We start from the raw sequence: 26227 nt of genomic DNA, 5'->3' as shown, positions 1-26227 counted from the left end.
TGTGCCTGACATACCGCAAATACCCCAAAAAAAACGCCCCCAACCTTGCGGTCGGGGGCGTTTTTTGTGGCGGGTTAACTAAGTGACTTAGTTAGCCTTGGCCTTCTTGGCAGCGCGGGTACGCTCGCTCTCGTCAAGAATTTTCTTACGCAGGCGAATCGATTTTGGAGTCACTTCACACAACTCATCGTCCTGGATGAATTCCAGAGCCTGTTCCAGGGTGAAGCGAACAGGTGGAACCAGAGCGATGGTTTCGTCTTTACCCGAAGCACGCATGTTGTCGAGCTTCTTGCCCTTGGTAGGGTTGACGCCCAGGTCGTTGTCACGGCTGTTCAGGCCAACGATTTGACCGTTGTAGATTTCCTGACCGTGTTCAACGAACAGCTTGCCACGAGCCTGCAGGGTTTCCAGGGAGTAGGTCAGCGCCTTGCCGGTTTCAACCGAAACCAGAACGCCGTTCTGACGGCCGGACATGTCGCCCGACTTCATCACGTCGTAACGGTCGAAGATCGAGGTCAGGATGCCAGCACCGTTGGTCAGGGTCAGGAACTGGTTACGGAAACCGATCAGACCACGAGCAGGGATGTTGTATTCCAGACGCACACGGCCTTTGCCATCCGGCACCATGTTGGTCAGGTCGCCTTTACGCAGACCCATCTCTTCCATCACCTTGCCCTGGGATTCTTCCGGCAGGTCGATGGTGACGTTTTCGAACGGTTCGTGCTTCACGCCGTCTACCAGACGGATGATCACTTCCGGACGGCCTACAGCCATTTCGAAGCCTTCGCGACGCATGGTTTCGATCAGTACCGAGAGGTGCAGCTCACCACGGCCGGAAACCTTGAACTTGTCAGCCGAGTCGCCTTCTTCAACGCGCAGTGCAACGTTGTACAGCAGCTCTTTGTCCAGACGTTCCTTGATGTTACGGGAAGTCACGAACTTGCCTTCTTTACCGCAGAAAGGCGAGTCGTTTACCTGGAAGGTCATGGAAACGGTTGGCTCGTCAACGGTCAAAGGCTTCATCGCCTCGACGGTGTCCGGGTGGCACAGGGTGTCGGAGATGAACAGCGAGTCCATGCCGCTGATGCACACGATGTCGCCAGCTGCTGCTTCTTCAACGTCGATGCGGTGCAGACCGTGGTGACCCATCAGCTTCAGGATACGACCGTTGCGCTTCTTGCCGTCGGCGCCGATAGCCACTACCGGAGTGTTTGGCTTGACGGTACCACGGGCAATACGGCCAACACCGATAACACCCAGGAAGCTGTTGTAGTCCAGAGCGGAGATTTGCATCTGGAACGGACCGTCACGGTCAACGGACGGCGCTGGTACGTTGTCGACGATCGACTGGTACAGCGGGGTCATGTCTTCAGCCATCTCGGTGTGGTCCAGACCGGCAATACCGTTCAGGGCCGAGGCGTAGACAACTTTGAAGTCCAGCTGTTCTTCGGTGGCACCCAGGTTGTCGAACAGGTCGAAGATCTGGTCCAGAACCCAGTCCGGACGTGCGCCTGGACGGTCAACCTTGTTGATGCAGACGATCGGACGCAGGCCGGCTTCGAAAGCCTTTTTGGTCACGAAACGGGTTTGCGGCATAGGGCCGTCTTGAGCGTCAACCAGCAGCAGAACGGAGTCGACCATCGACATTACGCGCTCTACTTCGCCGCCGAAGTCGGCGTGGCCCGGGGTGTCCACGATGTTGATGTGGTAGCCGTTCCAGTTAATGGCGGTGTTTTTCGCCAGAATGGTAATACCGCGCTCTTTCTCCTGGTCGTTGGAGTCCATCACGCGCTCGTCGTTGAGCTCGTTGCGCTCCAGGGTGCCGGATTGGCGCAGGAGTTTGTCTACCAGGGTGGTTTTACCGTGGTCAACGTGAGCAATGATGGCGATGTTGCGTAGATTTTCGATCACTTGTGTATCTCGATCAGAGGATTCGGTGTGCTGACAAGTCTTGGCAGCGATTTACAGTAGAGTCAGGCCATGCCGTTACAGCTTGACGGCAGAGTCGGGGGGCCGGTGACGCAGGCCACAGGCAAACAGCCCCGGGCTCTTAGCTCGGTCGATAAACGCGCACATTGGCATGCCCCTCACTGAGCAAATGGTGGGCATGCAGGCGACTCATCACGCCTTTGTCGCAATACAGCAGGTACTGGCGAGTAGGGTCCAGTTCCTTGAAACGAGCGTTCAGTGCATAAAACGGCATCGTTTGTACCTCGACGCCAGCCAGCGCCAGCGGGTCATCCTCGGCCGCATCCGGGTGACGGATGTCGATGACGATCTGACCGGCCAGCGCTTCGCTGACTTCTTCAATCTGCAAGTCCTGGCCCAATTCGTCGATCACCCGATCGATTGGCACCAGCTTGGCGTTCTCGAGCGCTCGCTCAAGGACCGCCATGTCGAATTCTTTCTCTTCGTGCTCAACGCGATGGCGTTTGGCAGCGGTCTTCGGGTTCACCGAAATGACCCCGCAGTACTCCGGCATGTGCCGGGCGAAATCGGCGGTGCCAATCTCGATGGCGGTATCGATGATGTCCTGCTTGTGACTGGCGATCAGCGGGCGCAGCACCAGCTTGTCGGTCACGCAATCGATCACGTTCAGGTTCGGCAGCGTCTGGCTCGACACTTGGGAGATCGCCTCGCCAGTGACCAGCGCATCAATGTGCAGGCGGTCGGCGATTCGTTCGGAAGCGCGCAACATCATACGCTTCAATACTACGCCCATATGACTGTTATCGACTTTGCCGAGAATTTCGCCGAGCACTTCCTCGAACGGCACACTGACAAATAACACGCGTTGCGAGCTGCCGTACTTCTTCCAGATGAAATGCGCGACTTCCATCACGCCCAATTCGTGGGCACGACCACCCAGGTTGAAGAAGCAGAAATGCGCCATCAGGCCGCGGCGCATGATCTGGTAGGCCGCGACAGTGGAGTCGAAACCGCCGGACATCAACACCAGGGTCTGCTCCAGCGCGCCCAATGGATAGCCGCCGATGCCGTTGTGCTGGCTGTGAATGACGAACAACCGTTGGTCGCGAACTTCGATTCGGACTTCGATTTCCGGCTTTTTCAGGTCAATCCCGGCAGCGCCGCACTGACGGCGCAACTGGCTGCCGACATATTTCTCGACGTCGATCGAGCTGAACGGGTGCTTGCCGGCACGCTTGCAACGTACCGAAAAAATCTTCCCGGCCAGGGCATCGCCGTAGTGCTGCTTGCACTTGGCGACGATGTCGTCGAAGTCACCCAGCGGGTACTCGTCGATCTGCAGGAAGTGTGCGACGCCCGGCGTGCAGCTCAGGCGCTCGGTCATGTCCTTCAGGGCTTTGGGGTCAGTAACGTGGGTTTCCAGTTCGAGGTTGTCCCACACGCCGTTCACCACCACGGCCGGGTCCAGGTCACGGAGCACGGCACGGATGTTCTTGGCCAACTGACGGATGAAACGCATCCGTACCGGGCGGCTTTTGATGGTGATCTCGGGGAAGACTTTTACGATTAGTTTCATGAAAACAGCGCGCGCTGGGCCAGCCGAAAAAGGGGGGCGCGGATTATAGCGGAAATTGCTCAAGGTTTAACCAATTAATCTGCATCAGGTTTGCAATGCACCAAAACGGTTCATTTGCACCTTTGCGCGCTACATTAGAGGGCGCGTTTTTGCCGATTCAGGCCGTTTGCACCTTTATAAGGGTGATTTTGGGGCGAAAAACCCATGCTGGGGCACTGGCATGCAATTTGCTCTCTTGTGAGGCAGGTTGCCTTGGCAGAGTATTCGCGCCGGCATCACCCACATTACTTAGGGCATCCACTACTCAAGCCCGAAGCCACCCGGAGGACACTATGTCGAAGTCGGTTCAACTCATCAAAGATCATGACGTTAAATGGATTGATCTGCGCTTCACGGACACCAAAGGCACTCAGCACCACGTGACCATGCCGGCTCGCGATGCGCTGGAAGACGACTTCTTCGAAGTCGGCAAGATGTTCGACGGTTCCTCCATTGCTGGCTGGAAAGGCATCGAAGCCTCCGACATGATCCTGATGCCGGTTGATGACACTGCTGTCCTGGACCCGTTCACCGAAGAGCCGACCCTGATCCTGGTCTGCGACATCATCGAACCTTCGAGCATGCAAGGTTACGACCGCGACCCACGTGCGATCGCCAAGCGCGCCGAAGAGTACCTGAAGGCCACCGCCATCGGTGACACCGTATTCGCCGGTCCAGAGCCAGAGTTCTTCATCTTCGACCAGGTCAAGTTCAAGTCGGACATCTCCGGCTCGATGTTCAAAATCTACTCCGAACAAGGTTCGTGGATGTCCGACCAGGACGTGGAAGGCGGCAACAAAGGCCACCGTCCAGGCGTCAAAGGCGGCTACTTCCCAGTTCCGCCGTTCGACCACGACCACGAAATCCGTACCTCCATGTGCAACGCACTGGAAGAAATGGGCCTGACCGTTGAAGTTCACCACCACGAAGTGGCGACTGCTGGCCAGAACGAAATCGGCGTCAAATTCAACACCCTGGTGAAGAAAGCCGACGAGACCCAAACCCTGAAGTACGTGGTGCACAACGTTGCCGACGCCTACGGCCGCACCGCTACCTTCATGCCGAAGCCACTGTACGGTGATAACGGTTCGGGCATGCACGTTCACATGTCCATCTGGAAAGATGGCAAGAACACCTTTGCAGGCGAAGGTTATGCCGGCCTGTCCGACACCGCCCTGTACTTCATCGGCGGTATCATCAAGCACGGTAAGGCGCTGAACGGCTTCACCAACCCGGCGACCAACTCCTACAAGCGTCTGGTACCAGGCTTCGAAGCTCCGGTAATGCTGGCCTACTCGGCTCGCAACCGTTCCGCTTCGATCCGTATTCCTTACGTGTCGAGCCCGAAAGCCCGCCGTATCGAAGCACGCTTCCCGGATCCAGCTGCCAACCCATACCTGTGCTTCGCCGCACTGCTGATGGCTGGCCTGGACGGCATCCAGAACAAGATCCACCCTGGCGATGCAGCTGACAAAAACCTGTACGACCTGCCGCCTGAAGAGGCGAAAGAGATCCCACAAGTTTGCGGCAGCCTGAAAGAAGCCCTGGAAGAGCTGGACAAAGGTCGTGCGTTCCTGACCAAAGGCGGCGTGTTCTCCGATGACTTCATCGACGCCTACATCGCCCTGAAAAGCGAAGAAGAAATCAAAGTGCGCACCTTCGTGCACCCACTGGAATACGAGCTGTACTACAGCTGCTAATCCAGTAACGCCAGCACTCGCGGCGTGACTTGAAAGAGGCCTTCTTCGGAAGGCCTTTTTTTATGGAAAGTTCCGACGCAGCGAACCTGCCGCGCCTGCGGTATTCACAGCTGCATCTGGCAGCCAGAGCAAGACCCAATCAGTAAGCTTCTCCCCCCTTTCGCGAAACGTCCTGCAGTCGACGTCATCCAATCAATGGAAGCGCCGTTCAGCTTTGCGCACTATATTGGTGCGATAGGTTGCACTGGCTAACACCTTGAAACCCATTTTGGTTCATCAATGCTTTACGGAGGTAGCAAAACGCCACGTAAATGAACCTGAAACGCCCATTTCAGAGGGCTAACTGCTTCTTTTCGGAGCCTTGGTTTGGTTTTTGCATTTTCTTTGTAACAGCGCTTTTTTCTCGCGCGCGACTGCTCCAAAAGAGGTCCTAATGACCATCAGCGACGCACTGCACCGCTTGCTACTCGACAACCTGACGACCGCTACCATCCTGCTCAATGCCGATCTGCGCCTTGAGTACATGAACCCGGCGGCGGAAATGCTCCTGGCCATCAGCGGCCAGCGCAGTCATGGGCAGTTCATCAGCGAACTGTTCACCGAGTCGACCGAAGCCCTGAACTCGCTGCGCCAGGCAGTCGAGCAGGCGCACCCGTTCACCAAGCGCGAAGCCCTGCTTACCGCCCTGACCGGCCAGACCCTGACAGTCGATTACGCGGTCACGCCGATCCTCAGCAATGGCGCCACGCTGTTATTGCTTGAAGTCCACCCACGGGACCGGCTGCTGCGCATTACCAAGGAAGAGGCGCAACTGTCCAAGCAGGAAACCAGCAAAATGCTGGTGCGCGGCCTGGCCCACGAAATCAAGAATCCATTGGGCGGGATTCGGGGCGCCGCACAGCTGCTGGCGCGCGAACTGCCCGAAGAAAGTCTCAAGGACTACACCAACGTCATCATCGAGGAAGCCGATCGCCTGCGTAACCTGGTGGATCGCATGCTCGGCTCGAACAAGCTGCCATCGCTGGCCATGTGCAACATTCACGAAGTGCTGGAGCGCGTCTGCAGCCTCGTCGAGGCGGAAAGCCAAGGCTGCATCACGCTGGTGCGCGACTACGACCCGAGCATTCCAGACGTGTTGATCGACCGCGAGCAGATGATCCAGGCGGTGCTCAATATCGTGCGCAACGCGATGCAGGCCATCAGCAGCCAGAACGAACTGCGCCTGGGCCGCATCACCCTGCGCTCACGGGCCATGCGCCAATTCACCATCGGCCATGTGCGCCATCGCCTGGTGACCAAGATCGAGATTATCGACAACGGTCCGGGCATTCCCGCGGACCTGCAGGAAACCATCTTCTTTCCCATGGTCAGCGGCCGTCCGGACGGTACCGGGCTGGGCCTGGCCATTACCCAGAACATCATCAGCCAGCACCAGGGCCTGATCGAGTGTGACAGCCACCCAGGCCACACCACGTTCTCGATCTTTCTGCCACTGGAACAAGGAGCCACATCGACATGAGCCGTAGTGAAACCGTGTGGATCGTCGATGACGACCGTTCTATCCGTTGGGTCCTGGAAAAAGCCCTGCAACAGGAAGGCATGACCACCCAGAGCTTCGACAGCGCCGATGGCGTGATGAGTCGCCTGGCGCGCCAGCAACCGGACGTGATCATTTCCGACATCCGCATGCCCGGCGCCAGCGGCCTGGACCTGCTGGCGCGGATTCGCGAGCAGCACCCACGGTTGCCAGTGATCATCATGACCGCTCACTCCGATCTGGATAGCGCTGTCGCGTCCTACCAGGGTGGCGCCTTCGAATACCTGCCCAAGCCCTTCGACGTCGACGAAGCGGTATCGCTGGTCAAGCGCGCCAATCAGCACGCCCAGGAACAGCAAGGCCTGGAAGTGGCCCCGACCCTGACCCGCACCCCGGAAATCATCGGCGAAGCGCCGGCGATGCAGGAAGTGTTTCGCGCCATCGGGCGCTTGAGCCACTCCAACATCACCGTGCTGATCAATGGTGAATCCGGCACCGGCAAAGAGCTGGTCGCCCATGCCCTGCACCGCCACAGCCCGCGTGCGGCCTCGCCGTTCATCGCCCTGAACATGGCGGCGATTCCCAAGGACCTGATGGAGTCCGAGCTGTTCGGTCACGAGAAAGGCGCATTCACCGGCGCTGCCAACCTGCGGCGCGGGCGCTTTGAACAGGCGGACGGCGGCACCCTGTTCCTCGATGAGATCGGCGACATGCCGGCAGACACCCAGACCCGTTTGCTGCGGGTGCTGGCTGATGGCGAGTTCTACCGCGTTGGCGGCCATGTGCCAGTCAAAGTCGATGTACGAATCATCGCCGCGACCCACCAGAACCTGGAAACCCTGGTGCACGCCGGCAAATTCCGTGAAGACTTGTTCCATCGCCTGAACGTGATTCGCATCCATATTCCGCGCCTGTCGGACCGTCGTGAAGACATTCCGACCCTGGCCAAGCACTTCCTGGCCCGGGCCGCACAGGAGTTGGCGGTCGAACCGAAGCTGCTGAAAAACGAAACCGAGGAATACCTGAAGAACCTGCCTTGGGGCGGCAACGTGCGCCAGCTGGAGAACACTTGCCGCTGGATCACGGTGATGGCTTCGGGTCGCGAAGTGCATATCAGCGACCTGCCACCGGAACTGCTGAACCTGCCGCAGGATTCTGCACCGGTCACCAACTGGGAACAGGCCTTGCGCCAATGGGCCGACCAGGCTTTGGCCCGCGGCCAGTCGAGCCTGCTCGACAGCGCCGTCCCGGCCTTCGAGCGAATCATGATCGAAACCGCCCTCAAGCACACCGCTGGCCGCCGCCGCGATGCTGCCGTACTGCTGGGCTGGGGCCGCAACACCTTGACCCGCAAGATCAAGGAGCTGGGGATGAAGGTCGATGGCGGGGATGATGACGAGGCGGATGAGGGCTGAATGAGGGCCCCTGTGTAGGAGCTGGCTTGCCGGCGAAGGAAGTTGATGCGGTGTCGCTGATGATCCCTTCGCTGGCTTGCCAGCGAAAACAAAAAGCCATGCACCGCATCAATGCACCGCGAACCGCAATCGCGCACGGCAGTTGAACTGAAACCCCTCCGACAACGCCACCCAACTCGAAGATCTTCAAACCCAAAAGCCCCGTACTCCGGGGCTTTGCGCTTTTATCTGAAATTTTTTTGCACAACGTGAGCGTTCTGGCACGCGCCCTGCAATAACTCCATCACTACCCAGTTTCGGGGACCTTGGTACAGGCAGGCCGAGGATTCCCCTCTTTACACCGGGGCTTGCGACGCAAGATGCAACCCCCTCCCGTTTTGGGGACCTTGGTACAGGCAGGCCGGGGATTCCCTCTTTTATTGCTCCTGGAGATGGATCTCCAACCGCCAGCGATCATCCTCCTCGCTGCCGGCCCATTTGCCCTTCAGCGGACGGGCCGCCACCAGCGTCAGCAACAACCCCTGGTCACTCTTGCGCACTCGCCAATTCACGTCACGCTGATTGAGCTTGAGCTGTCCCTTGGCGGACTTGCCCTGCGCATCGAACAGCAGCGCCACCGTCCCGTCGATCTGCTCGCCGTGAATCTTGGGTTCATTGTTGAACCACACCACCAAGCCATCGTCCATCACGTCGACCTGCTGCAACTCAGTCGGTTCCGGCGTGGTCAGGCGGCCGATCATCAGGCCCACCATCACCCCGACAATCGCCAACGAACCGATCACCCGCGGGAATAGCTTCGATCGCAAGTCCACTTCAGGCGTAGAATGCCGCCTGTCTTTACCTTCGGAGCCGTGCATGTTTCACGTCATCCTTTTTCAACCGGAAATTCCACCGAATACCGGCAACGTTATCAGGCTCTGTGCCAACAGCGGCTGCCACCTGCATTTGATCGAGCCTCTGGGCTTCGAGATGGATGACAAGCGCCTGCGCCGGGCCGGCCTCGACTACCACGAGTACGCCACGTTGCAGCGCCATGCCGATCTCGCCAGCTGCCTGGAAAGCCTGGGCCAGCCGCGGGTGTTCGCCTTCACCACAAAGGGCTCGCAACCCTTCCACGACGTCAGCTTCGCCGAGGGCGATGCGTTCCTGTTCGGCCCGGAAAGCCGTGGGCTGCCTGCCGAAGTGCTCGACGCCCTGCCCGCCGGCCATCGCCTGCGCCTGCCCATGCGTGAGGGCTGCCGCAGCCTGAACCTGTCGAATACCGTAGCGGTCGCGGTGTATGAAGGTTGGCGCCAGCTGGGCTTCAAGTAAGCTTTTTCGCCGGACCAAAACAATCGCGGGCGAGCCCGCTCCCACAGGTTTTGCACAAGCCTGTGGGAGCGGGCTCGCCCGCGATGGTGTCAGCCGCGCCGTTTATTGAACGGTCTGCGTGCCTTCCTGCTGCATACGCTGCACTTCCTGCGCATACAGCGCATCGAAGTTCACCGGAGCCAGCATCAGTGCCGGGAACGAGCCGCGGGTCACCAGACTGTCCAGGGCTTCGCGAGCGTACGGGAACAGGATATTCGGGCAGAACGCGCCAAGGGTGTGGCTCATCGAACCCTGGTCGAGGTTCTTGATCAGGAAGATACCGGCCTGCTGGACTTCAGCGATGAACGCCACCTCGTCACCGTTCTTCACGGTCACCGACAGGGTCAGCACCACTTCATGGAAGTCGTCTTCCAGAGCTTTCTGACGGGTGTTCAGGTCCAGACCGACGCTCGGCTCCCATTGCTGGCGGAAGATCGCCGGGCTTTTCGGGGCTTCGAATGACAGGTCACGTACGTAGATGCGCTGCAAGGAGAATTGCGGTGCATTTTCTTCTTCTGTAGCAGCGGTGTTCTGTTGGTCAGTCATCGCAGATCCTTCTTGATCCAGGGGTCTTTTAGGTTGGCTTATCGTGTAGCTCAGGCCTTGAGCAGCGCGTCGAGCTTGCCCGCGCGGTCCATGGCAAACAAATCATCGCAACCACCGACGTGGGTGCTGCCGATCCAGATCTGTGGCACCGACGTACGCCCCGCCTTCTGGGCCATTTCGGCGCGCACTTGCGGCTTGCCATCGACCTTGATCTCTTCGAAGGCTACGCCCTTGTTCTCAAGCAGGTACTTGGCTCGCGAGCAGTAGGGGCAGTAATCGCTGGAGTAGACGACGACCTTGGCCATATCACTTCACCAGCGGCAGGTTGTCGGCTTTCCAGCTGGAGATACCGCCGGACAGTTTGGCCGCGGTAAAGCCGGCCTTGAGCAGTTCGCGAGCGTGAGTGCCGGCGGTCTGACCCATGGCGTCCACCAGGATAAGGGTCTTGGCCTTGTGCTTTTCCAGCTCGCCAACGCGGGCAGTCAGCTTGTCGTGCGGGATGTTCAGCGCGCCAACGATGTGGCCGGCGGCGAAATCCTTGGTCGAACGAATGTCGATCACCACACCCGAATCCTTGTTGACCAGCGCGGTCAGTTCGCCGGTGCTCAGGCTGCGGCCGCCACCTTGCATCTGGTAAGCGATCAACAGGCCCAGCAGTACCACGAAGATACCGACGAGCAGATAGTGATTAGTGGCAAATTCAATCAGGTGAGCAACCATCGAAGGAGGTTCCAGGGCGTTAAAATGTCGGCCAGTATACACAGCCACTATGGTCGGCCAAACCCCGTCCGGCGGTGACGTGGAAGGAACTTGCCTTTAAACTGCCACTCCCTTTTTCCATCGCCCCCTTTTTTAACTCAAGCCAGAGCGGAATCTATGACTACCACGCCTAAACCTTTGGTCCTGATGATTCTTGACGGCTTCGGTCACAGTGAGAACCAGGAGTCCAATGCCGTGTTCGCGGCCAACAAGCCGGTCCTCGATCGCCTGTGCGCCACCGTTCCGAATGGCCTGATCTCGGGTTCGGGCATGGATGTCGGCCTGCCGGACGGGCAGATGGGCAACTCGGAAGTCGGCCACATGAACCTTGGCGCGGGCCGCGTGGTGTACCAGGACTTCACCCGCGTGACCAAGGCGATCCGCGACGGCGAGTTCTTCGAGAACCCGACCATCTGCGCCGCCGTGGACAAGGCCGTTGCCGCCGGCAAGGCCGTGCATTTCATGGGCTTGCTGTCCGATGGCGGCGTGCATAGCCACCAGGATCACCTGATCGCCATGGCCGAACTGGCAGTCAAGCGCGGCGCCGAGAAGGTCTATCTGCACGCCTTCCTCGACGGTCGCGACACGCCGCCAAAAAGCGCCCAGTCGTCGATCGAACTGCTGGATGAAGCCTTCAAGACCCTGGGCAAGGGCCGGATCGCCAGCCTGATTGGCCGTTACTTCGCCATGGACCGCGACAACCGCTGGGATCGCGTTGCCCAGGCCTACAACCTGATCGTCGACGGCAAGGGTGAATTCCACGCTGCAACCGCTCAGGAAGGCCTGCAAGCCGCCTACGAGCGCGGCGAGAGCGACGAATTCGTCAAAGCCACGACCATTGGCGACACAGTCACGGTTGAAGACGGCGACGCCATGGTGTTCATGAACTTCCGCGCCGACCGCGCTCGCGAGCTGAGCCGGGTGTTCGTCGAAGACAACTTCAGCGAGTTCGAGCGTGCGCGTCAGCCAAAGCTGGCCGGCTTCGTCATGCTCACCCAATACGCTGCCAGCATTCCTGCACCCTCGGCTTTTGCCCCGGGCAGCCTGGAAAACGTGCTGGGCGACTATCTGGCAAAGAACGGCAAGACCCAGCTGCGCATCGCTGAGACCGAAAAGTATGCCCACGTGACCTTCTTCTTCTCCGGTGGCCGCGAAGAACCGTTCCCGGGTGAAGAGCGCATCCTCATCCCTTCGCCAAAAGTCGCCACCTACGACCTGCAGCCGGAGATGAGCGCCCCTGAAGTCACCGACCGCATCGTCGACGCCATCGAAAACCAGCGTTATGACGTGATCGTGGTCAACTACGCCAACGGCGACATGGTCGGCCACAGCGGCGTGTTCTCCGCCGCAGTGAAGGCTGTGGAATGCCTGGACCTGTGCGTCGGCCGAATCGTCGATGCCCTGGAGAAAGTCGGCGGCGAAGCGCTGATCACCGCCGACCACGGTAACGTCGAGCAAATGTCCGACGAATCCACCGGCCAGGCCCACACCGCCCACACCACCGAGCCGGTACCGTTCATCTACTACGGCAAGCGTGACCTCAAGGTCCGCGAAGGCGGCGTCCTGGCGGACGTGGCACCGACCATGCTCAAGCTGCTGGGCCTGGAGCAGCCGGCGGAAATGACGGGTAAATCGATCCTCGTCTAACCGCAAGCCCCCCTGTAGGAGCGAGCCGCCCGGAGCAGGCTCGCTCCTACAGGTGTTCATGGGGTTTTTCCATCCAGTTATCACACACTCGGAAAAGGGCATTTTTTTTGCCGTCCATGGCGGGCATACTAAGCTGTCTTTTTTCCCCTGGTGTTACCCACCTCTATGCTCCGCGTCCTGATAGCCCTCGCTCTGACCTGCCTGCTCCAACCGGCCTTCGCTGACGAGCGCGCGCAAACCCAACAACAGTTGGACGCCACGCGTCAGGATATTGCCGAGCTGAAAAAGCTGCTGGGCAAGCTGCAGGAAGAAAAATCCGGTGTGCAGAAAGACCTCAAGGGCACCGAAACCGAGATGGGCAAGCTCGAGAAGCAGGTTGATGCCCTGCAAAAAGAGCTGCAGAAAAGCGAATCCGAGTTGCAGCGACTCGATGCCGAGAAAAAAAAACTCCAGAGCGCGCGCACTGAACAGCAACAACTGATCGCCACCCAGGCCCGAGCGGCCTACCAGAACGGCCGTCAGGAATACCTCAAGCTGCTGCTCAACCAGCAGAACCCCGAGAAATTCGCCCGCACCCTCACCTACTACGACTACCTGAGCCAGGCCCGCCTGGAGCAGCTGAAGAATTTCAACGAAACCCTGAGTCAACTGGCCAATGTCGAGCAGGAAATCAACCAGCAGCAAGCCCAATTGCTGGTACAGAAAAGCAGCCTCGACAGCCAGCGCGATGAACTCGACAAAGTGCGCAAGGAACGTCAGCTGGTGCTGGCCAAGCTCAACACTGACGTAAAAGACCGCGACCAGAAGCTGCAAGCCCGCGAGCAGGATCAGGCCGATCTGTCTAAAGTACTCAAGACCATCGAGGAAACCCTGGCCCGCCAGGCCCGAGAGGCGGAAGAAGCGCGACAGAAAGCGCTGATCGCCCAGCAGGAAGCGGAAAAAAAGCGTTTACGTGAGGCCCAGGCCGCGGCGGATGCCACGTCTGATGCCCCACGCAAAATCACCCGACCAACACCTGGCGCACTGGTTTCCAGCTCAGGCGAAACCTTCGGCGGGGCTTTTTCGGCAACTCGGGGAAAACTTCCGTGGCCGGTTGATGGTCGATTGCTTGCACGCTTTGGCGAGACCCGCGGCGATGACGCCCGCACCAAGTGGGACGGGGTGATGATCAGCGCCTCCGCCGGCAGCCAGGTGCATGCTGTGCATGGCGGTCGCGTGGTCTTTGCCGATTGGTTGCGCGGTGCCGGTCTGCTGGTGATTCTCGACCATGGCAACGGTTATTTGAGCTTGTACGGCCACAATCAGACGCTGCTCAAGTCAGCGGGCGATGTGGTCAAGGCCGGGGAGTCCATCTCCACGGTCGGTAACAGCGGCGGCCAGGACACGCCCGCCCTGTATTTCGCTATTCGTCAGCAGGGTCACCCAAGTGATCCGGCACAATGGTGTCGCGCGCAAGGATAGGGCGCCACCTAACTCAGGAGTTCGTTCGACATGCTGCATTTGTCCCGCCTCAATTCACTGGCCCTGACGATCGCCCTGGTGATCGGCGCGCCGCTGGCGTTTGCCGCCGAGCCCGCCTCATCGACCTCGGCCGCGACCACCAAGGCGCCATTGCCGCTGGACGAGTTGCGTACCTTTGCCGAGGTCATGGACCGGATCAAGGCAGCTTATGTTGAACCGGTCGACGACAAGACCCTGCTGGAAAATGCCATCAAGGGCATGCTCAGCAACCTCGATCCGCACTCCGCCTATCTGGGCCCGGAAGACTTCGCCGAGCTGCAGGAAAGCACCAGCGGCGAGTTCGGTGGCCTGGGCATCGAAGTCGGCTCCGAAGACGGCTTCATCAAGGTGGTCTCGCCAATCGACGACACGCCTGCATCCAAGGCCGGCATTCAGGCCGGTGACTTCATCGTCAAGATCAACGGCCAGCCCACCCGCGGCCAGAGCCTGACCGAAGCCGTGGACCGCATGCGCGGCAAGATCGGCGAAAAAATCACCCTGACCCTGGTGCGTGACGGTGGCAATCCGTTCGACGTGACGCTGGCCCGCGCGACCATCCAGGTCAAGAGCGTCAAGGCTCAGTTGCTGGAATCGGGCTACGGTTACATCCGCATCACCCAGTTCCAGGTCAAGACCGGTGACGAGGTGTCCCAGGCCCTGGCCAAGCTGCGCAAGGAAAACGGCAAGAAGCTCAGCGGCATCGTGCTCGATCTGCGCAACAACCCGGGCGGCGTCCTGCAATCGGCGGTGGAGGTGGTCGACCACTTCATCACCAAAGGCCTGATCGTCTACACCAAGGGCCGTATTGCCAACTCCGAGCTGCGCTTCTCCGCCACCGGCAAGGACGAAAGCGAAGCCGTACCGATGGTGGTGCTGATCAACGGTGGCAGCGCCTCGGCCTCGGAAATCGTCGCCGGCGCCCTGCAGGACCAGAAACGCGCAGTGGTCATGGGTACCACCAGTTTCGGCAAGGGCTCGGTACAAACCGTACTGCCGCTGAACAACGACCGCGCACTGAAAATCACCACGGCGCTGTACTTCACACCGAACGGACGCTCGATCCAGGCCCAGGGCATCGTCCCGGACATCGAAGTGCGCCGGGCGAAGATCACCAACGAGCAAGACAGCGAGTACTTCAAGGAAGCCGACCTGCAAGGTCACTTGGGCAATGGCAACGGCGGCGCCGACAAGCCAAGCGGTTCGGGCGGCAAGGCCAAGCCGATGCCACAGGATGATGACTATCAGTTGGCCCAGGCGCTGAGCCTGCTCAAGGGCCTGAGCATCACCCGTAGCCGCTGAGATGGGTTTGCGCGGCATCCTCTGTCTGTTGTGCTGTCTGGCCAGCGTCGTCCATGCGACCCTGGCCCAGGCTTCCCCCACGCACAAGGCCTACCTGAGCCTGATCATCGACGACCTGGGACAGAACCTGCCCCGGGATCGTCGCGTGCTGAGCCTGCCCGGCCCGGTGACGACCGCGATCATGCCCGACACCCCCCACGCCGCCGAATTCGCCCGCGAGGCGCACCGCGCCGGCAAGATTGTCATCCTGCACATGCCCATGGACCCGGCCACCGGCCCGTTCGCCTGGCACCCCGAACTGCCCATCGAAGCATTGCAGAGTCGCCTGGATGCGGCGTTCAAGGCCGTACCCTATACGGCGGGCATCAACAACCACATGGGCAGCCGCATGACTGCCCAGCGCCCGGCCATGGCCTGGCTGATGGCCGAACTGCAGCGGCGCCACAAGTTCTTCCTCGACAGCCGCACCAGCGCCCAGACCGTCGCTGCCGCCGAGGCCCAGAAGATCGGCCTTGCCAGCCTGTCGCGGGATGTGTTTCTCGATGATGTGCGTACGGAGGCGGCGATCCTCGATCAACTGCAGACCGCCATCAGCCTGGCGCGCAAACAGGGCTCGGCAGTGATGATCGGCCACCCTTACCCGCAAACGCTGGCGGTGCTGGAGCGCGAGCTGCCCCGACTCAAGGCCCAGGGCGTCGAGTGGATTGATATCAAATCGATGATCAGCCTGCGCAGCAACCAGGCAATGGCCGGGCATGGCAAGGATGGGCGTTACCGCTAGAGATAGCGTGCCATGATGTCGTCCACCACGCCTTCCTCACGCAACTTGTCCAGCGCGGCCTGCAGCTTGGCGACGGTCTCATCGGACACCTCCTTGTTCAGCGCCAGGTACAACTGCGCGCTATTGAAGCGCAGCACCGTCTTCAGCCCGGTCACGCCGTCCTGGCGTGCCAGATAACGGCCAGCCGGATCACCGGTGGCCCACAGGTCAATCTGGCCATTGACCAGCTTCTTGGCGTTGTCCTGATCGCGCAGCACCACAATGGGTTTGAGCCCCTGCTTGGCCAGGGTTTGCGCAATCGCATCGCCTTTGTAGGCGCCGATCTTGTACTTGCGCGCCTGTTGCAGCGATTCGAGGGTGATCTTGCTGTCAGCCCTGGCAAGCAGGATCCAGTCGTCCGGGCCAATGGGGCCGACCCATTTGAACAAACTTTCGCGATCCGGCAGGCGTGCCATGACGAATGCGCCGTAGCCGGGGTTTTCCAGGGCGAGTTTATAGACACGCTCCCAGGGAAAACGCAGGGTCAGACTGTAGGTAAGGTCGGTGCGTTTGAACATTTCCCGGACGATGTCCACGGCAATGCCGTCGATATTCTCGTCCTGAGCGAAGTTCTTGCCGTTCTTCGCCATGTTGTAAGGCGGGAAGTTTTCCGTCAGCAACACCAGGTCGGTGTTGATGTTTTCCGCTGCGCGTACAGGGCTGGATAACAGCAATGAAGCACTGGCGAGAACGAGGAAAAGGCGTCTGAGCATGTCGGCTACCGGAATCCATGGCGTGCCCAAGCTTGCCTTGAGCCCGCCATGCTGTCCACTGGCCTTTAGCGAACCACGATCCCGCGTGCCGCCATGTAGGCCTTCGCTTCCGGCACGGTGTACTCACCGAAGTGGAAGATACTGGCCGCCAGTACTGCACTGGCGTGACCTTCGAGGATGCCGTCGGCCAGGTGCTGCAGGTTGCCAACGCCGCCGGAGGCGATGACCGGAATGCCCAGCGCGTCGCTGATGGCACGGGTCACGCCCAGGTCGAAGCCGCTTTTCATGCCATCTTGATCCATGCTGGTCAGCAGGATCTCACCGGCCCCCAAGCCTTCCATCTTCTTCGCCCACTCCACCGCATCCAGCCCGGTAGGTTTGCGTCCGCCATGGGTGAAGATCTCCCAGCGCGGGGTTTCGCCCGGCAACGAGACTTTCTTGGCGTCGATGGCGACCACGATGCACTGCGAGCCGAAATGCTGAGCGGCTTCGCCGACGAATTCCGGGTTGAACACTGCCGCGGTGTTGATCGAGACCTTGTCCGCACCGGCATTGAGCAGGTTGCGAATGTCCTGCACGGTGCGTACGCCACCGCCGACGGTCAGCGGGATGAACACCTGGCTGGCCATGCGCTCGACGGTGTGCAGCGTGGTATCGCGGCCGTCGACGCTGGCGGTGATGTCGAGAAAAGTAATCTCGTCGGCACCCTGCTCATCGTAGCGACGGGCAATTTCCACCGGGTCGCCGGCGTCACGAATGTTCTCGAATTTCACACCCTTGACCACCCGGCCGTTGTCTACGTCCAGGCAAGGGATGATGCGTTTGGCCAGCGCCATGGTCAGTCCTCAGCCTTTGTACGAATCGCAGAAGGCTTGCGCCTCGGCGACGTCGAGAGTGCCTTCGTAGATCGCACGGCCGGTGATAGCGCCGATGATACCGGGCGCCTTGGCGTCGAGCAGGGTCTTGATGTCGCCCAGGTTGTGGATGCCGCCGGAAGCGATCACCGGGATCTTTGTTGCAGCAGCCAGTGCGGCGGTGAACGGTACGTTGCAGCCCTGCATCATGCCGTCTTTGGCGATGTCGGTATAAACAATCGAAGAGACGCCGTCGGCTTCAAACTGCTTGGCCAGGTCGATCACCTGGATGGTGCTGATTTCAGCCCAGCCGTCGGTGGCGACAAAACCGTCTTTGGCATCCAGACCCACGATGATTTTGCCCGGAAACGCGCGGCAAGCTTCGGCGACGAACGCAGGATCTTTCACGGCCTTGGTGCCGATGATCACGTAGCTCACACCCGCTTTCACGTAGTGCTCGATGGTTTCCAGGGAGCGGATACCGCCGCCGATCTGGATCGGCAGGTTCGGGTAGCGCTTGGCGATCGCAGTGACGACTTCGCCGTTGACTGGCTGGCCTTCGAAGGCGCCGTTCAGGTCGACCAGATGCAGACGACGGCAGCCGCCCTCCACCCATTTGGCGGCCATGCTCACCGGGTCATCGGAGAACACCGTGGAATCTTCCATACGGCCCTGGCGCAGACGTACACAGGCACCGTCTTTAAGATCGATAGCGGGAATAATCAGCATCTGGCAAACCTTCAATTCGATTTTTCAGCGTTGCTCGAAATCAGTTTTTTTCGAGCGCCCACAGGTCGCTTTCGATGCTTTCAAACCTCTCTTTGAGGTGCGTCTGCACATCGAAAATCGCCCTGTTGTAATAGTGCGGAGCAATTTCGCGGGTAAACAGCTCAAGAATCTCAGCCGCCTCGAACGTACCGAGGTCGAGTTCGAAGCGGTCCTCCATGAACCGCTTGATCTTGCTGTTGGCCTCGTTCTCCTGCTCGGCGGTGAGCCGCAGGATCGGCGGCTTTGACTTCTTGACCGCCATTACCAGCGACCGTCCCACGCGGCGAAGTTCTGCAGCAACTGCAGGCCGTGGGAATGGCTCTTCTCCGGGTGGAACTGCACGGCGAAGCGCGAGCCTTCAGCCAGTGCGGCGGCGAAATTCTGGCCGTAGTGACCGCCACCCACCACCTGGCGCGGATTACCGGCGGCGATGTAGTAGCTGTGCACGAAGTAAAAGCGCGCCAGGTCAGGAATGTTGTGCCACAGCGGGTGATCCACCGTCTGCTGCACTTCGTTCCAGCCCATGTGCGGGACTTTCAGGTGTTCACCGTCTTCGTGCAGGTCTTTGCCGAAAAACTTCACCTGACCCGGGAACAGGCCGATGCAGTCAACTCCGTCGTTCTCTTCACTGTGATCGAGCAAGGCTTGCATGCCCACACAGATGCCGAGGAACGGACGATCCTGGCTGACTTCACGGACCAGCGAGTCGAAGCCCAGGCGACGAATCTCAGCCATGCAGTCGCGAATCGCGCCGACACCGGGGAAGACCACCCGGTCGGCTTCGCGAATCACGCTGGCATCGCTGGTAATCAGCACCTTGCCGGCACCGACGTGTTCCAACGCCTTGGCCACCGAGTGCAGGTTACCCATGCCGTAATCGATTACCGCAACGGTCTGCATTACAGGACGCCCTTGGTCGAGGGCATTTGCCCGGCCATGCGGTCATCCAGCTCGACGGCCATGCGCAGGGCGCGGCCGAAAGCCTTGAACACGGTTTCGATCTGGTGGTGGGTGTTGTGCCCACGCAGATTGTCGATGTGCAGGGTGACGTTAGCGTGGTTGACGAAGCCCTGGAAGAACTCCTGGAACAAGTCCACGTCGAAGCCACCAACGGTCGCGCGAGTGTAGGGAACGTGCATCTGCAGGCCTGGCCGGCCGGAGAAGTCGATCACCACGCGTGACAGCGCTTCGTCGAGCGGCACATAGGCGTGGCCATAACGACGGATGCCTTTCTTGTCGCCAATGGCTTTGCTGAAGGCTTGGCCCAGGGTGATACCGACGTCTTCCACGGTGTGGTGATCGTCGATATGCAGGTCGCCCTTGCTCTCGATATCCAGGTCGATCAGCCCGTGACGGGCGATCTGGTCCAGCATGTGCTCAAGAAAAGGTACACCGATATCAAATCGGGCCTTTCCGGTGCCATCCAGGTTGATCGAGGCTTTGATCTGGGTTTCCAGAGTGTCGCGCTCGACGGAGGCAATACGTTCGGCCATCACCAGCTCCGCAAAATCATTGGGCGAAAAAGGCAGCCAGTATAGGCGTGCGGGCGGGAAACAGAAACATGCGAGGTGAGATGGCTGACGGATAGAAGCCCGTATTTGCGGGGATAGACATGTCCATACAAGACATGTCGGCCATGTTTTCAAACCACTGCACAAAACTACTGTGGGAGCGAGCCTGCTCGCGAAGGGGACCTCACATTCAACATCGCCGTCGATTGTCAGACCGCCTTCGCGAGCAGGCTCGCTCCTACACAAGGGAAGCGGTGTTAGTGGAACAACACTGCCGTCTTCTGCAACGTCACCCAGATCCCCCACGCCAGCGGAATCCCCACCGCCAGCCAGGCCGCCACCGCCAACGGCACGCTGCCCGAAGAGGCTTTCCACTCCAGCACGGTGCTGCTGTTGGCGCCCTTGTCGTGGCCCAGCGCCTGTTCGGCGGCGAGTTCGGCGTCGGTCATGAAGTACTTGTCGGCCACCGGCCGCACCAGCAGATTGCACAGGAACCCGAGCACCAGCAGGCCGGCGAGGATGTACAGAGTGATGTCATAGGCCGCCGCACGCTCAACGCCGATGCTCAACTGATACTCACGCAGGTAGTTCACCAGCACCGGGCCGAGTACACCGGCTGCGGCCCAGGCGGTAAGCAAACGACCGTGAATGGCACCGACCATTTGCGTACCGAACAGGTCGGCGAGGTAGGCCGGCACGGTGGCAAAACCGCCGCCGTACATCGAGAGGATGATGCAGAACGCCGCGACAAACAGTGAAACGTTACCCAGGTGCCCGAGATTCGGGATCAACGCATAGAGGGCAAAACCCAGGGCGAAGAACACGAAGTAGGTATTTTTTCGTCCCAGGTAGTCGGAAAACGACGCCCAGAAGAAGCGCCCGCCGATGTTGAACAGGCTCAGCAAGCCTGTGAAGCCCGCCGCGATCGCCGCAATCGACGCCAATTGTCCGGCATCCAGCGCACCGAAAGGCAAGTCATTGCCCAGCAGCTTGCCGCCGAACACCTCTTGCAGCAGCGGCGAAGCCATGCCGAGGATGCCGATACCGGCCGAAACGTTCAGGCACAACACCAGCCAGACCAGGCGGAACTGCGGGGTTTTCCATGCGACGTTCACGTGGACATGGCGATGAGTGATCATCGCGTTCGCGGTTTTTTTCTCCGGCGGCGTCCAGCCTTCAGGCTTCCAGCCGGTCGGCGGAACACGGTAGGACATCGCACCGCCAATCATGAACACCAGGTAGATCGCCGCCATTACCAGGAAGCTCTGCCAGACGCCGACACCGCTTGGCGAAGCAAAATGGCTCATCAAGGCAGCCGCCAACGGCGCGCCGACCATGGCCCCACCACCGAACCCCATGATCGCCATGCCGGTGGCCATGCCGCGCTTGTCCGGAAACCATTTGATCAAGGTCGAGACCGGGGAAATGTAGCCCAGGCCTAGGCCAATCCCGCCGATGACGCCGGAGCCGAGCCACATCAGCCAGATCTGGTGGGTATAGATACCCAGCGCGGAAATCAGCAGGCCGCCGCACCAGCACAGCGCCGACACCACACCCGCCTTGCGCGGTCCGGCGTGCTCCAGCCAGCCGCCCCAGATGGCTGCCGAGCAACCGAGGAAGATGAAGAACAGCGTGTAGATCCAGCCGAGCATCGAGATCGGCCAGTCGCACTGCGATGAGAAAACTTGCGCGATAAAGCTCATGTCCGGCGCGCACGCAATCGGCGCGGTCACGCCCAACGCCTTGGACAGCGGCAACCAGAAGACCGAGAAGCCATAGGCCATGCCGATGCACAGGTGGATGGCCAATGCGGCCGGTGGAACCAGCCAGCGGTTGAAACCGGGCTTGGCGATGATGCGCTCCTTGGACAGGAACGCCGGTTCGGCGGCACTATTGCCGGCCACGGTGCTCGTGCTCATTTGTGTTTCCCCCAATTATTAGTATGGTTCGCCGGATTGACCTCGTTCCCGGCCTTGTTGCACACCAGGCATGACCGTTTTTTCGAATGAAGCAACTCTCTGCGCGACAACAGGTCGCAGCGATACCGACGAACGGCCGCAGGGTAGCATTTGCCCGACCTGGAAAAACCTGACCGATCAGGCCTTTTTTCAGGTGATTTGCGTCGATCACCCGGCAAAAAACCGTTTTAACCCTGGAGCGAACAGTCAGGATCGCTCTCTGCAAGGAATTCCCATGCCCATCGTTGTCGAATCGCTGCACAGCCCCAGCTATCAGGATCAGCAGGATCTGCAGAAAATTTATCAGGACGCCCCGCAGTGGCTGTTCGCGCCCTACGCCGATGAACGTCAACTGATTGAAGATAGCTTGTCTGACGGCAGCCTGATCGCCGGGCGCTTCAACGACCGCCTGCTGGGCGCCGCGCGACTGGACCGCCAGGCGCCCGTGTGGCAGTTGTCGCATCTGTGCGTACGCAAAGTGACCCGACGCCGTGGGGTGGCCGAGCGCCTGATCTGCGAGGCCCGCAACATGGCCGAGCGCGCTGGCGCGACCTTGCATCTGCTGGCCCCTGGCGGCCACCTGGAGGCGCAGGCCCTGGCCGCCAAGCTCAAGTTGCCGCTGGACCTGCTGTAAATGTGATCGCTGACCAGTCGTCAGTTTCGGGGCGCTATACTCCCCGGCTAAATTTCGAATTCGACTCTCTACAAGGACTCGCCCATGAAAGCGTTCGGCAAAATCCTGGGTCTGGTACTTCTCGGGCTATTGCTGGTCATTGTGGCCCTGGGCTTTGCCCTGACCCACTTGTTCGACCCCAATGACTACAAAGACGAGATTCGCCAGATTGCCCGCGACAAGGCCCACATCGAGCTGACGCTCAATGGCGATATCGGCTGGAGCCTGTTCCCCTGGCTCGGTCTTGAACTGCACGAAGCCAGTGTCGCGACCCTGGCCAACCCCACTGCGCCCTTCGCCGACCTGCAAATGCTCGGCCTGTCGGTACGCGTATTGCCGCTGCTGCGCCGTGAAGTGCAGATGAGCGACGTGCGCGTCGAAGGCCTGAACCTGCGCCTGAATCGCGACAAAGATGGCCACGGCAACTGGGAAGACATCGGCAAAGCCGCTCCCGTAGCGAACAGCACCGGTACGCCCGCGAGCACCCCTGCACCAACCAGCGAGACCCCCGCCAGCACGGAAAAACCCGCGCAGCCGATGCGCCTCGACATCGACAGCCTGACCGTCAACAACGCTCGCGTGGAATACACCGACGAGCGCACCGGCAAGCAATTCAGCGCCGAAAGCATCCAGTTGAGCACCGGCCCGGTGCACGACTCGACCAATATCGACGTCAAGCTCACCGCCTTCCTCTCCAGCAACCAGCCGGCCCTGCGCGTACGCAGTGAACTGAACGGCGAGTTGCGTTTCGAGCGCGCCCTGCAGCGCTACAAATTCGAAGACATGAAACTCACCGGCGAACTGACCGGCGAGCCACTCGAAGGCAAGGCCGTGACCTTCTCCGCCCAAGGGCAAGTTGCCGTGGATAAAGTGGCGAACGTCGCTGAATGGACTGGCATCAAGCTGTCGATCAACCAGTTGCGCGCCCTCGGCGAGCTAAAGGCCAACGACCTCGACAAGACCCCGCAAATCAGCGGCGCGTTGTCGATTGCCCAGTTCGACCTGGCGAAATTCGTCGACAGCATCGGGCAGAAACTGCCGGCCATGGGCGAAGGCAGCCTGAGCAAAGTCGAACTGGTCAGCCGCATCGCTGCGACCCCAACCAGTGTGGCGCTGGACAATATCAACCTGAAGCTCGACGACAGCACCTTCAGCGGCCGCATCGCCGTCGAAGACTTCGCCAAGCAAGCGCTGCGCGTGCAGCTCAAGGGCGACACCTTCAATGCTGATCGCTACCTGCCACCGAAATCCGCCGAGGCCAACAGCGCTGCCGTGGCCCGCCAGGCGGAAGTCAGCAGCACCGAGGCCGACGCCATGGCCGGCGCTGGCAGCACCCCGCTGCCGAATGCGCCGACCAAAGGCGCCTGGAGCACCGACAAGCTGATCCCCACCGAGCGCCTGAGCAAGCTCGACCTGGATGCCGAGCTGACCTTCGGCCAACTGACCCTGGACAAACTGCCGATCCAGAACGCCGCGCTCAAGGCCACGGGTCAGGGCGGCCTGCTGACTCTGCAGAACCTCAGTGGAGAGCTGTACAACGGCACGTTCAACGCCAAGGGCACCCTCGACGTGCGTCAGACGGTGCCGGCGCTGAGCATGCAGACCGCGATCAGCCGGGTACCCGCGGAAAAAATCCTCGAAAGCCAGGGCAAGAATCCACCGGTCAAAGGGCTGGTAACGCTCAACAGCAACCTGACCGCCAACGGCAATAGCCAGAAAACCCTGATCGACAGCCTCAACGGCAACGCCAGCTTCGTGATCAACAACGGCGTGCTGCTCAACGCCAATCTTGAACAACAGTTGTGCAAAGGCATCGCCACCCTCAATCGCAAAACCCTGAGCGGCGAACCGCGCGGCAAGGACACGCCGTTCCAGGAGCTCAAGGGCAACCTGACCTTGCGTAACGGCGTGGCCAGTAACCCGGACCTGAAAGTGCGTATTCCCGGCATGACCGTCAACGGCAATGGCGACCTCGATCTGCGCGTGCTAGGCATGGATTACCGCGTCGGCATCATCGTCGAAGGCGACCAGCGCGAGATGCCTGATCCGGCCTGCCAGGTCGGTGATAAATTCGTCGGCATCGAATGGCCACTGCGCTGCCGTGGCCCGCTGGAGCTTGGCGCCAAAGCCTGCCGCCTGGACAACGAACGCCTCGGCCAGGTCGCCGCCAAAATGGCGGGCGACAAGCTTAACGATAAGCTCAGCGAGAAAATCGACGAGAAGCTTGGTGACAAGGTCAGCCCAGAACTCAAAGACGCACTCAAGGGGCTGTTCAAACGATGAGAGCCGAGCAATTTTCCACGGCGGTGCTTGATTGGTACGACCGCCACGGCCGCCATGATTTACCTTGGCAGCAGGGCATCACGCCCTACCGGGTGTGGGTCTCGGAGATCATGTTGCAGCAGACCCAGGTCAGCACCGTGCTGAACTACTTCGACCGTTTCATGGCCTCGCTGCCCACGGTCGAGGCTCTGGCGGCGGCGCCGGAAGATGAGGTGCTGCACCTGTGGACCGGGCTGGGATACTACACCCGCGCCCGCAACCTGCAGAAGACTGCAAAAATCGTGGTCGCCGAGTACGGTGGCGAGTTTCCCCGCGATGTGGAAAAACTCACCGAGCTGCCGGGCATCGGCCTGTCTACCGCCGGCGCCATCGCCAGCCTGAGCATGGGCCTGCGCGCACCGATCCTCGACGGCAACGTCAAACGGGTGCTGGCGCGCTACACCGCACAGGAGGGCTACCCGGGCGAGCCGAAGGTCGCCAAACAGCTATGGGCCACGGCAGAGCGCTTTACTCCCCAAGACCGCGTCAACGCCTACACCCAGGCGATGATGGACATGGGCGCAACCCTCTGCACCCGCAGCAAACCCAGTTGCCTGCTGTGCCCGCTGAAAAAGGGCTGTGAGGCGCACCTGCTGGGCCTGGAAACCCGCTACCCGATTCCCAAACCGCGCAAGACTGTGCCGCAAAAGCGCACCCTCATGCCGTTGCTGGCCAACCGCGACGGCGCCATTCTGCTTTACCGGCGCCCGTCCACCGGTCTCTGGGGCGGCCTATGGAGCCTGCCGGAACTGGACGACCTCGGCGACCTCGAGCACTTGGCCCTGCAACATTCGCTGCAACTGGGCAGGCAAACCGAACTGCCGAACCTGGTCCACACCTTCAGCCATTTCCAGTTGGCTATCGAACCCTGGCTGGTTCAGGTCCACGAGGCCGGCCAGCACGTGGCCGAGGCCGACTGGCTCTGGTATAACCTCGCCACCCCGCCGCGCCTGGGCCTCGCCGCCCCGGTGAAGAAACTGCTGAAGCGCGCGGCCGACGTATTGAACGCAGGAGAGTCGTCATGACCCGCACCATCATGTGCCGCAAGTACCAAGAAGAACTGCCGGGCCTGGAGCGCGCTCCCTTCCCGGGCGCCAAAGGCCAGGACATTTTCGATCACGTCTCGCAGAAAGCTTGGGCCGACTGGCAGAAACACCAGACCCTGCTGATCAACGAGAAGCGTTTGAACATGATGAACGCTGAAGACCGCAAATACCTGCAGGGCGAGATGGACAAGTTCTTCTCGGGCGAAGATTACGCCAAGGCCGAAGGCTACGTTCCACCAGTGGAATAACCCCGCAAAATCGGGGG

General features: G+C 60.3%; 25 protein-coding genes. 12 read left to right on the top strand and 13 right to left on the bottom strand.

What is annotated here, in order from left to right; translation table 11 throughout:
• Positions 1 to 87: 87 nt before the first annotated feature.
• The gene (gene typA, locus NR126_RS21875) at positions 88 to 1911 is read right to left on the bottom strand and encodes a translational GTPase TypA (RefSeq protein WP_027617372.1); all 1824 of its coding nucleotides are present in this window, start codon (positions 1909 to 1911) and stop codon (positions 88 to 90) included.
• A 139-nt stretch (positions 1912 to 2050) separates the two neighbouring features.
• Entirely contained in the window at positions 2051 to 3505 is a 1455-nt protein-coding gene (gene thiI, locus NR126_RS21870; protein WP_027617371.1) for a tRNA uracil 4-sulfurtransferase ThiI, read from the bottom strand.
• Between the two features lie 332 nt (positions 3506 to 3837).
• Here thiI and glnA point away from each other — a divergent pair, with 332 nt between their 5' ends.
• The 3 genes from glnA to ntrC all read left to right on the top strand — a co-directional run bounded on the left by glnA (position 3838) and on the right by ntrC (position 8196).
• Complete coding sequence (glnA, locus tag NR126_RS21865) at positions 3838 to 5244, top strand: type I glutamate--ammonia ligase (RefSeq protein ID WP_027617370.1); 1407 nt, start codon at positions 3838 to 3840, stop codon at positions 5242 to 5244.
• Between the two features lie 433 nt (positions 5245 to 5677).
• Positions 5678 to 6763, top strand: coding sequence for a nitrogen regulation protein NR(II) (gene glnL, locus NR126_RS21860; RefSeq protein ID WP_027617369.1), 1086 nt, complete (start codon positions 5678 to 5680; stop codon positions 6761 to 6763).
• Positions 6760 to 8196, top strand: coding sequence for a nitrogen regulation protein NR(I) (gene ntrC / locus NR126_RS21855; RefSeq protein WP_105754071.1), 1437 nt, complete (start codon positions 6760 to 6762; stop codon positions 8194 to 8196). The genes glnL and ntrC overlap by 4 nt, the downstream gene beginning before the upstream one ends.
• A gap of 416 nt (positions 8197 to 8612) precedes the next feature.
• Here the strand turns inward: ntrC and NR126_RS21850 are convergent, their stop codons facing one another.
• A complete protein-coding gene (locus tag NR126_RS21850) occupies positions 8613 to 9053 on the bottom strand; it encodes a hypothetical protein (protein ID WP_256831340.1) in 441 nt (146 codons plus the stop codon).
• Between NR126_RS21850 and NR126_RS21845 the strand changes: the two genes are divergently transcribed.
• Complete coding sequence (locus NR126_RS21845; protein ID WP_027617366.1) at positions 9052 to 9507, top strand: tRNA (cytidine(34)-2'-O)-methyltransferase; 456 nt, start codon at positions 9052 to 9054, stop codon at positions 9505 to 9507. The two genes, NR126_RS21850 and NR126_RS21845, sit on opposite strands and share 2 nt — an antisense overlap.
• Positions 9508 to 9609: 102 nt before the next feature.
• Here NR126_RS21845 and secB read toward each other — a convergent pair whose 3' ends face one another.
• From secB to NR126_RS21830, 3 genes are read right to left on the bottom strand one after another with little or no spacing between them, the layout of a single operon-like run.
• The gene (secB, locus tag NR126_RS21840) at positions 9610 to 10092 is read right to left on the bottom strand and encodes a protein-export chaperone SecB (protein ID WP_027617365.1); all 483 of its coding nucleotides are present in this window, start codon (positions 10090 to 10092) and stop codon (positions 9610 to 9612) included.
• 50 nt (positions 10093 to 10142) lie between these two features.
• The gene (gene grxC / locus NR126_RS21835; RefSeq protein WP_027617364.1) at positions 10143 to 10397 is read right to left on the bottom strand and encodes a glutaredoxin 3; all 255 of its coding nucleotides are present in this window, start codon (positions 10395 to 10397) and stop codon (positions 10143 to 10145) included.
• 1 nt (position 10398) lies between these two features.
• Complete coding sequence (locus NR126_RS21830) at positions 10399 to 10812, bottom strand: rhodanese-like domain-containing protein (RefSeq protein WP_027617363.1); 414 nt, start codon at positions 10810 to 10812, stop codon at positions 10399 to 10401.
• A gap of 156 nt (positions 10813 to 10968) precedes the next feature.
• Here NR126_RS21830 and gpmI point away from each other — a divergent pair, with 156 nt between their 5' ends.
• From gpmI to NR126_RS21810, 4 genes are all read left to right on the top strand, one after another.
• The gene (gene gpmI / locus NR126_RS21825) at positions 10969 to 12498 is read left to right on the top strand and encodes a 2,3-bisphosphoglycerate-independent phosphoglycerate mutase (protein ID WP_256831336.1); all 1530 of its coding nucleotides are present in this window, start codon (positions 10969 to 10971) and stop codon (positions 12496 to 12498) included.
• A 165-nt stretch (positions 12499 to 12663) separates the two neighbouring features.
• Positions 12664 to 13959 (top strand): murein hydrolase activator EnvC, encoded by a 1296-nt coding sequence (locus tag NR126_RS21820; RefSeq protein WP_027617361.1) that lies wholly within the window; start codon positions 12664 to 12666, stop codon positions 13957 to 13959.
• A 30-nt stretch (positions 13960 to 13989) separates the two neighbouring features.
• The gene (locus tag NR126_RS21815) at positions 13990 to 15297 is read left to right on the top strand and encodes a S41 family peptidase (protein ID WP_027617360.1); all 1308 of its coding nucleotides are present in this window, start codon (positions 13990 to 13992) and stop codon (positions 15295 to 15297) included.
• A gap of 1 nt (position 15298) precedes the next feature.
• Positions 15299 to 16078: a divergent polysaccharide deacetylase family protein gene (locus tag NR126_RS21810; protein ID WP_256831332.1), complete on the top strand. Its 780-nt coding sequence runs from the start codon at positions 15299 to 15301 to the stop codon at positions 16076 to 16078.
• Here the strand turns inward: NR126_RS21810 and NR126_RS21805 are convergent.
• The 7 genes from NR126_RS21805 to NR126_RS21775 all read right to left on the bottom strand — a co-directional run bounded on the left by NR126_RS21805 (position 16075) and on the right by NR126_RS21775 (position 21882).
• Positions 16075 to 16830 carry an ABC transporter substrate-binding protein gene (locus tag NR126_RS21805; protein WP_027617358.1) on the bottom strand — a complete coding sequence of 252 codons (756 nt, stop codon included), beginning with the start codon at positions 16828 to 16830 and terminating at the stop codon, positions 16075 to 16077. The genes NR126_RS21810 and NR126_RS21805 overlap by 4 nt on opposite strands.
• A gap of 65 nt (positions 16831 to 16895) precedes the next feature.
• On the bottom strand, positions 16896 to 17666 hold the full coding sequence (gene hisF, locus NR126_RS21800; RefSeq protein WP_027617357.1) for an imidazole glycerol phosphate synthase subunit HisF: 771 nt from the start codon (positions 17664 to 17666) through the stop codon (positions 16896 to 16898).
• A 9-nt stretch (positions 17667 to 17675) separates the two neighbouring features.
• Complete coding sequence (gene hisA, locus NR126_RS21795; RefSeq protein WP_027617356.1) at positions 17676 to 18413, bottom strand: 1-(5-phosphoribosyl)-5-[(5-phosphoribosylamino)methylideneamino]imidazole-4-carboxamide isomerase; 738 nt, start codon at positions 18411 to 18413, stop codon at positions 17676 to 17678.
• Between the two features lie 40 nt (positions 18414 to 18453).
• A complete protein-coding gene (locus tag NR126_RS21790; RefSeq protein WP_027617355.1) occupies positions 18454 to 18714 on the bottom strand; it encodes a DUF2164 domain-containing protein in 261 nt (86 codons plus the stop codon).
• Positions 18714 to 19352: an imidazole glycerol phosphate synthase subunit HisH gene (gene hisH / locus NR126_RS21785; protein WP_027617354.1), complete on the bottom strand. Its 639-nt coding sequence runs from the start codon at positions 19350 to 19352 to the stop codon at positions 18714 to 18716. The genes NR126_RS21790 and hisH overlap by 1 nt, the downstream gene beginning before the upstream one ends.
• A complete protein-coding gene (hisB, locus tag NR126_RS21780; protein ID WP_027617353.1) occupies positions 19352 to 19945 on the bottom strand; it encodes an imidazoleglycerol-phosphate dehydratase HisB in 594 nt (197 codons plus the stop codon). Before hisB ends, hisH begins: the two co-directional genes overlap by 1 nt.
• Positions 19946 to 20220: 275 nt before the next feature.
• Complete coding sequence (locus tag NR126_RS21775) at positions 20221 to 21882, bottom strand: OFA family MFS transporter (protein WP_105754078.1); 1662 nt, start codon at positions 21880 to 21882, stop codon at positions 20221 to 20223.
• Positions 21883 to 22156: 274 nt separating this feature from the next.
• Here NR126_RS21775 and NR126_RS21770 point away from each other — a divergent pair, with 274 nt between their 5' ends.
• The 4 genes from NR126_RS21770 to NR126_RS21755 all read left to right on the top strand — a co-directional run bounded on the left by NR126_RS21770 (position 22157) and on the right by NR126_RS21755 (position 26210).
• A complete protein-coding gene (locus NR126_RS21770) occupies positions 22157 to 22555 on the top strand; it encodes an acetyl-CoA sensor PanZ family protein (RefSeq protein WP_105754079.1) in 399 nt (132 codons plus the stop codon).
• 84 nt (positions 22556 to 22639) lie between these two features.
• Positions 22640 to 24877 (top strand): AsmA family protein, encoded by a 2238-nt coding sequence (locus tag NR126_RS21765; protein WP_256831308.1) that lies wholly within the window; start codon positions 22640 to 22642, stop codon positions 24875 to 24877.
• Positions 24874 to 25941 (top strand): A/G-specific adenine glycosylase, encoded by a 1068-nt coding sequence (mutY, locus tag NR126_RS21760; RefSeq protein ID WP_256831306.1) that lies wholly within the window; start codon positions 24874 to 24876, stop codon positions 25939 to 25941. Before NR126_RS21765 ends, mutY begins: the two co-directional genes overlap by 4 nt.
• Complete coding sequence (locus NR126_RS21755; protein ID WP_027617348.1) at positions 25938 to 26210, top strand: oxidative damage protection protein; 273 nt, start codon at positions 25938 to 25940, stop codon at positions 26208 to 26210. Before mutY ends, NR126_RS21755 begins: the two co-directional genes overlap by 4 nt.
• The last annotated feature ends 17 nt before the right edge of the window (positions 26211 to 26227 follow it).

It is taken from the genome of Pseudomonas sp. Pse1, from assembly GCF_024519635.1.
Lineage (GTDB): Bacteria > Pseudomonadota > Gammaproteobacteria > Pseudomonadales > Pseudomonadaceae > Aquipseudomonas.
The sequence above is the reverse complement of the archived record's forward strand: the minus strand, read 5'-3'. Positions and strand labels throughout refer to the sequence as shown.

Excerpts from the sequence above, each read along its gene's own strand:
- thiI (WP_027617371.1), bottom strand. The coding sequence starts at position 3,505 with ATGAAACTAATCGTAAAAGTCTTCCCCGAGATCACCATCAAAAGCCGC.
- glnA (WP_027617370.1), top strand. The coding sequence starts at position 3,838 with ATGTCGAAGTCGGTTCAACTCATCAAAGATCATGACGTTAAATGGATT.
- glnL (WP_027617369.1), top strand. The coding sequence starts at position 5,678 with ATGACCATCAGCGACGCACTGCACCGCTTGCTACTCGACAACCTGACG.
- ntrC (WP_105754071.1), top strand. The coding sequence starts at position 6,760 with ATGAGCCGTAGTGAAACCGTGTGGATCGTCGATGACGACCGTTCTATC.
- NR126_RS21845 (WP_027617366.1), top strand. The coding sequence starts at position 9,052 with ATGTTTCACGTCATCCTTTTTCAACCGGAAATTCCACCGAATACCGGC.
- NR126_RS21850 (WP_256831340.1), bottom strand. The coding sequence starts at position 9,053 with ATGCACGGCTCCGAAGGTAAAGACAGGCGGCATTCTACGCCTGAAGTG.
- secB (WP_027617365.1), bottom strand. The coding sequence starts at position 10,092 with ATGACTGACCAACAGAACACCGCTGCTACAGAAGAAGAAAATGCACCG.
- grxC (WP_027617364.1), bottom strand. The coding sequence starts at position 10,397 with ATGGCCAAGGTCGTCGTCTACTCCAGCGATTACTGCCCCTACTGCTCG.
- NR126_RS21830 (WP_027617363.1), bottom strand. The coding sequence starts at position 10,812 with ATGGTTGCTCACCTGATTGAATTTGCCACTAATCACTATCTGCTCGTC.
- gpmI (WP_256831336.1), top strand. The coding sequence starts at position 10,969 with ATGACTACCACGCCTAAACCTTTGGTCCTGATGATTCTTGACGGCTTC.
- NR126_RS21820 (WP_027617361.1), top strand. The coding sequence starts at position 12,664 with ATGCTCCGCGTCCTGATAGCCCTCGCTCTGACCTGCCTGCTCCAACCG.
- NR126_RS21815 (WP_027617360.1), top strand. The coding sequence starts at position 13,990 with ATGCTGCATTTGTCCCGCCTCAATTCACTGGCCCTGACGATCGCCCTG.
- NR126_RS21810 (WP_256831332.1), top strand. The coding sequence starts at position 15,299 with ATGGGTTTGCGCGGCATCCTCTGTCTGTTGTGCTGTCTGGCCAGCGTC.
- NR126_RS21805 (WP_027617358.1), bottom strand. The coding sequence starts at position 16,830 with ATGCTCAGACGCCTTTTCCTCGTTCTCGCCAGTGCTTCATTGCTGTTA.
- hisF (WP_027617357.1), bottom strand. The coding sequence starts at position 17,666 with ATGGCGCTGGCCAAACGCATCATCCCTTGCCTGGACGTAGACAACGGC.
- hisA (WP_027617356.1), bottom strand. The coding sequence starts at position 18,413 with ATGCTGATTATTCCCGCTATCGATCTTAAAGACGGTGCCTGTGTACGT.
- NR126_RS21790 (WP_027617355.1), bottom strand. The coding sequence starts at position 18,714 with ATGGCGGTCAAGAAGTCAAAGCCGCCGATCCTGCGGCTCACCGCCGAG.
- hisH (WP_027617354.1), bottom strand. The coding sequence starts at position 19,352 with ATGCAGACCGTTGCGGTAATCGATTACGGCATGGGTAACCTGCACTCG.
- hisB (WP_027617353.1), bottom strand. The coding sequence starts at position 19,945 with ATGGCCGAACGTATTGCCTCCGTCGAGCGCGACACTCTGGAAACCCAG.
- NR126_RS21775 (WP_105754078.1), bottom strand. The coding sequence starts at position 21,882 with ATGAGCACGAGCACCGTGGCCGGCAATAGTGCCGCCGAACCGGCGTTC.
- NR126_RS21770 (WP_105754079.1), top strand. The coding sequence starts at position 22,157 with ATGCCCATCGTTGTCGAATCGCTGCACAGCCCCAGCTATCAGGATCAG.
- NR126_RS21765 (WP_256831308.1), top strand. The coding sequence starts at position 22,640 with ATGAAAGCGTTCGGCAAAATCCTGGGTCTGGTACTTCTCGGGCTATTG.
- mutY (WP_256831306.1), top strand. The coding sequence starts at position 24,874 with ATGAGAGCCGAGCAATTTTCCACGGCGGTGCTTGATTGGTACGACCGC.
- NR126_RS21755 (WP_027617348.1), top strand. The coding sequence starts at position 25,938 with ATGACCCGCACCATCATGTGCCGCAAGTACCAAGAAGAACTGCCGGGC.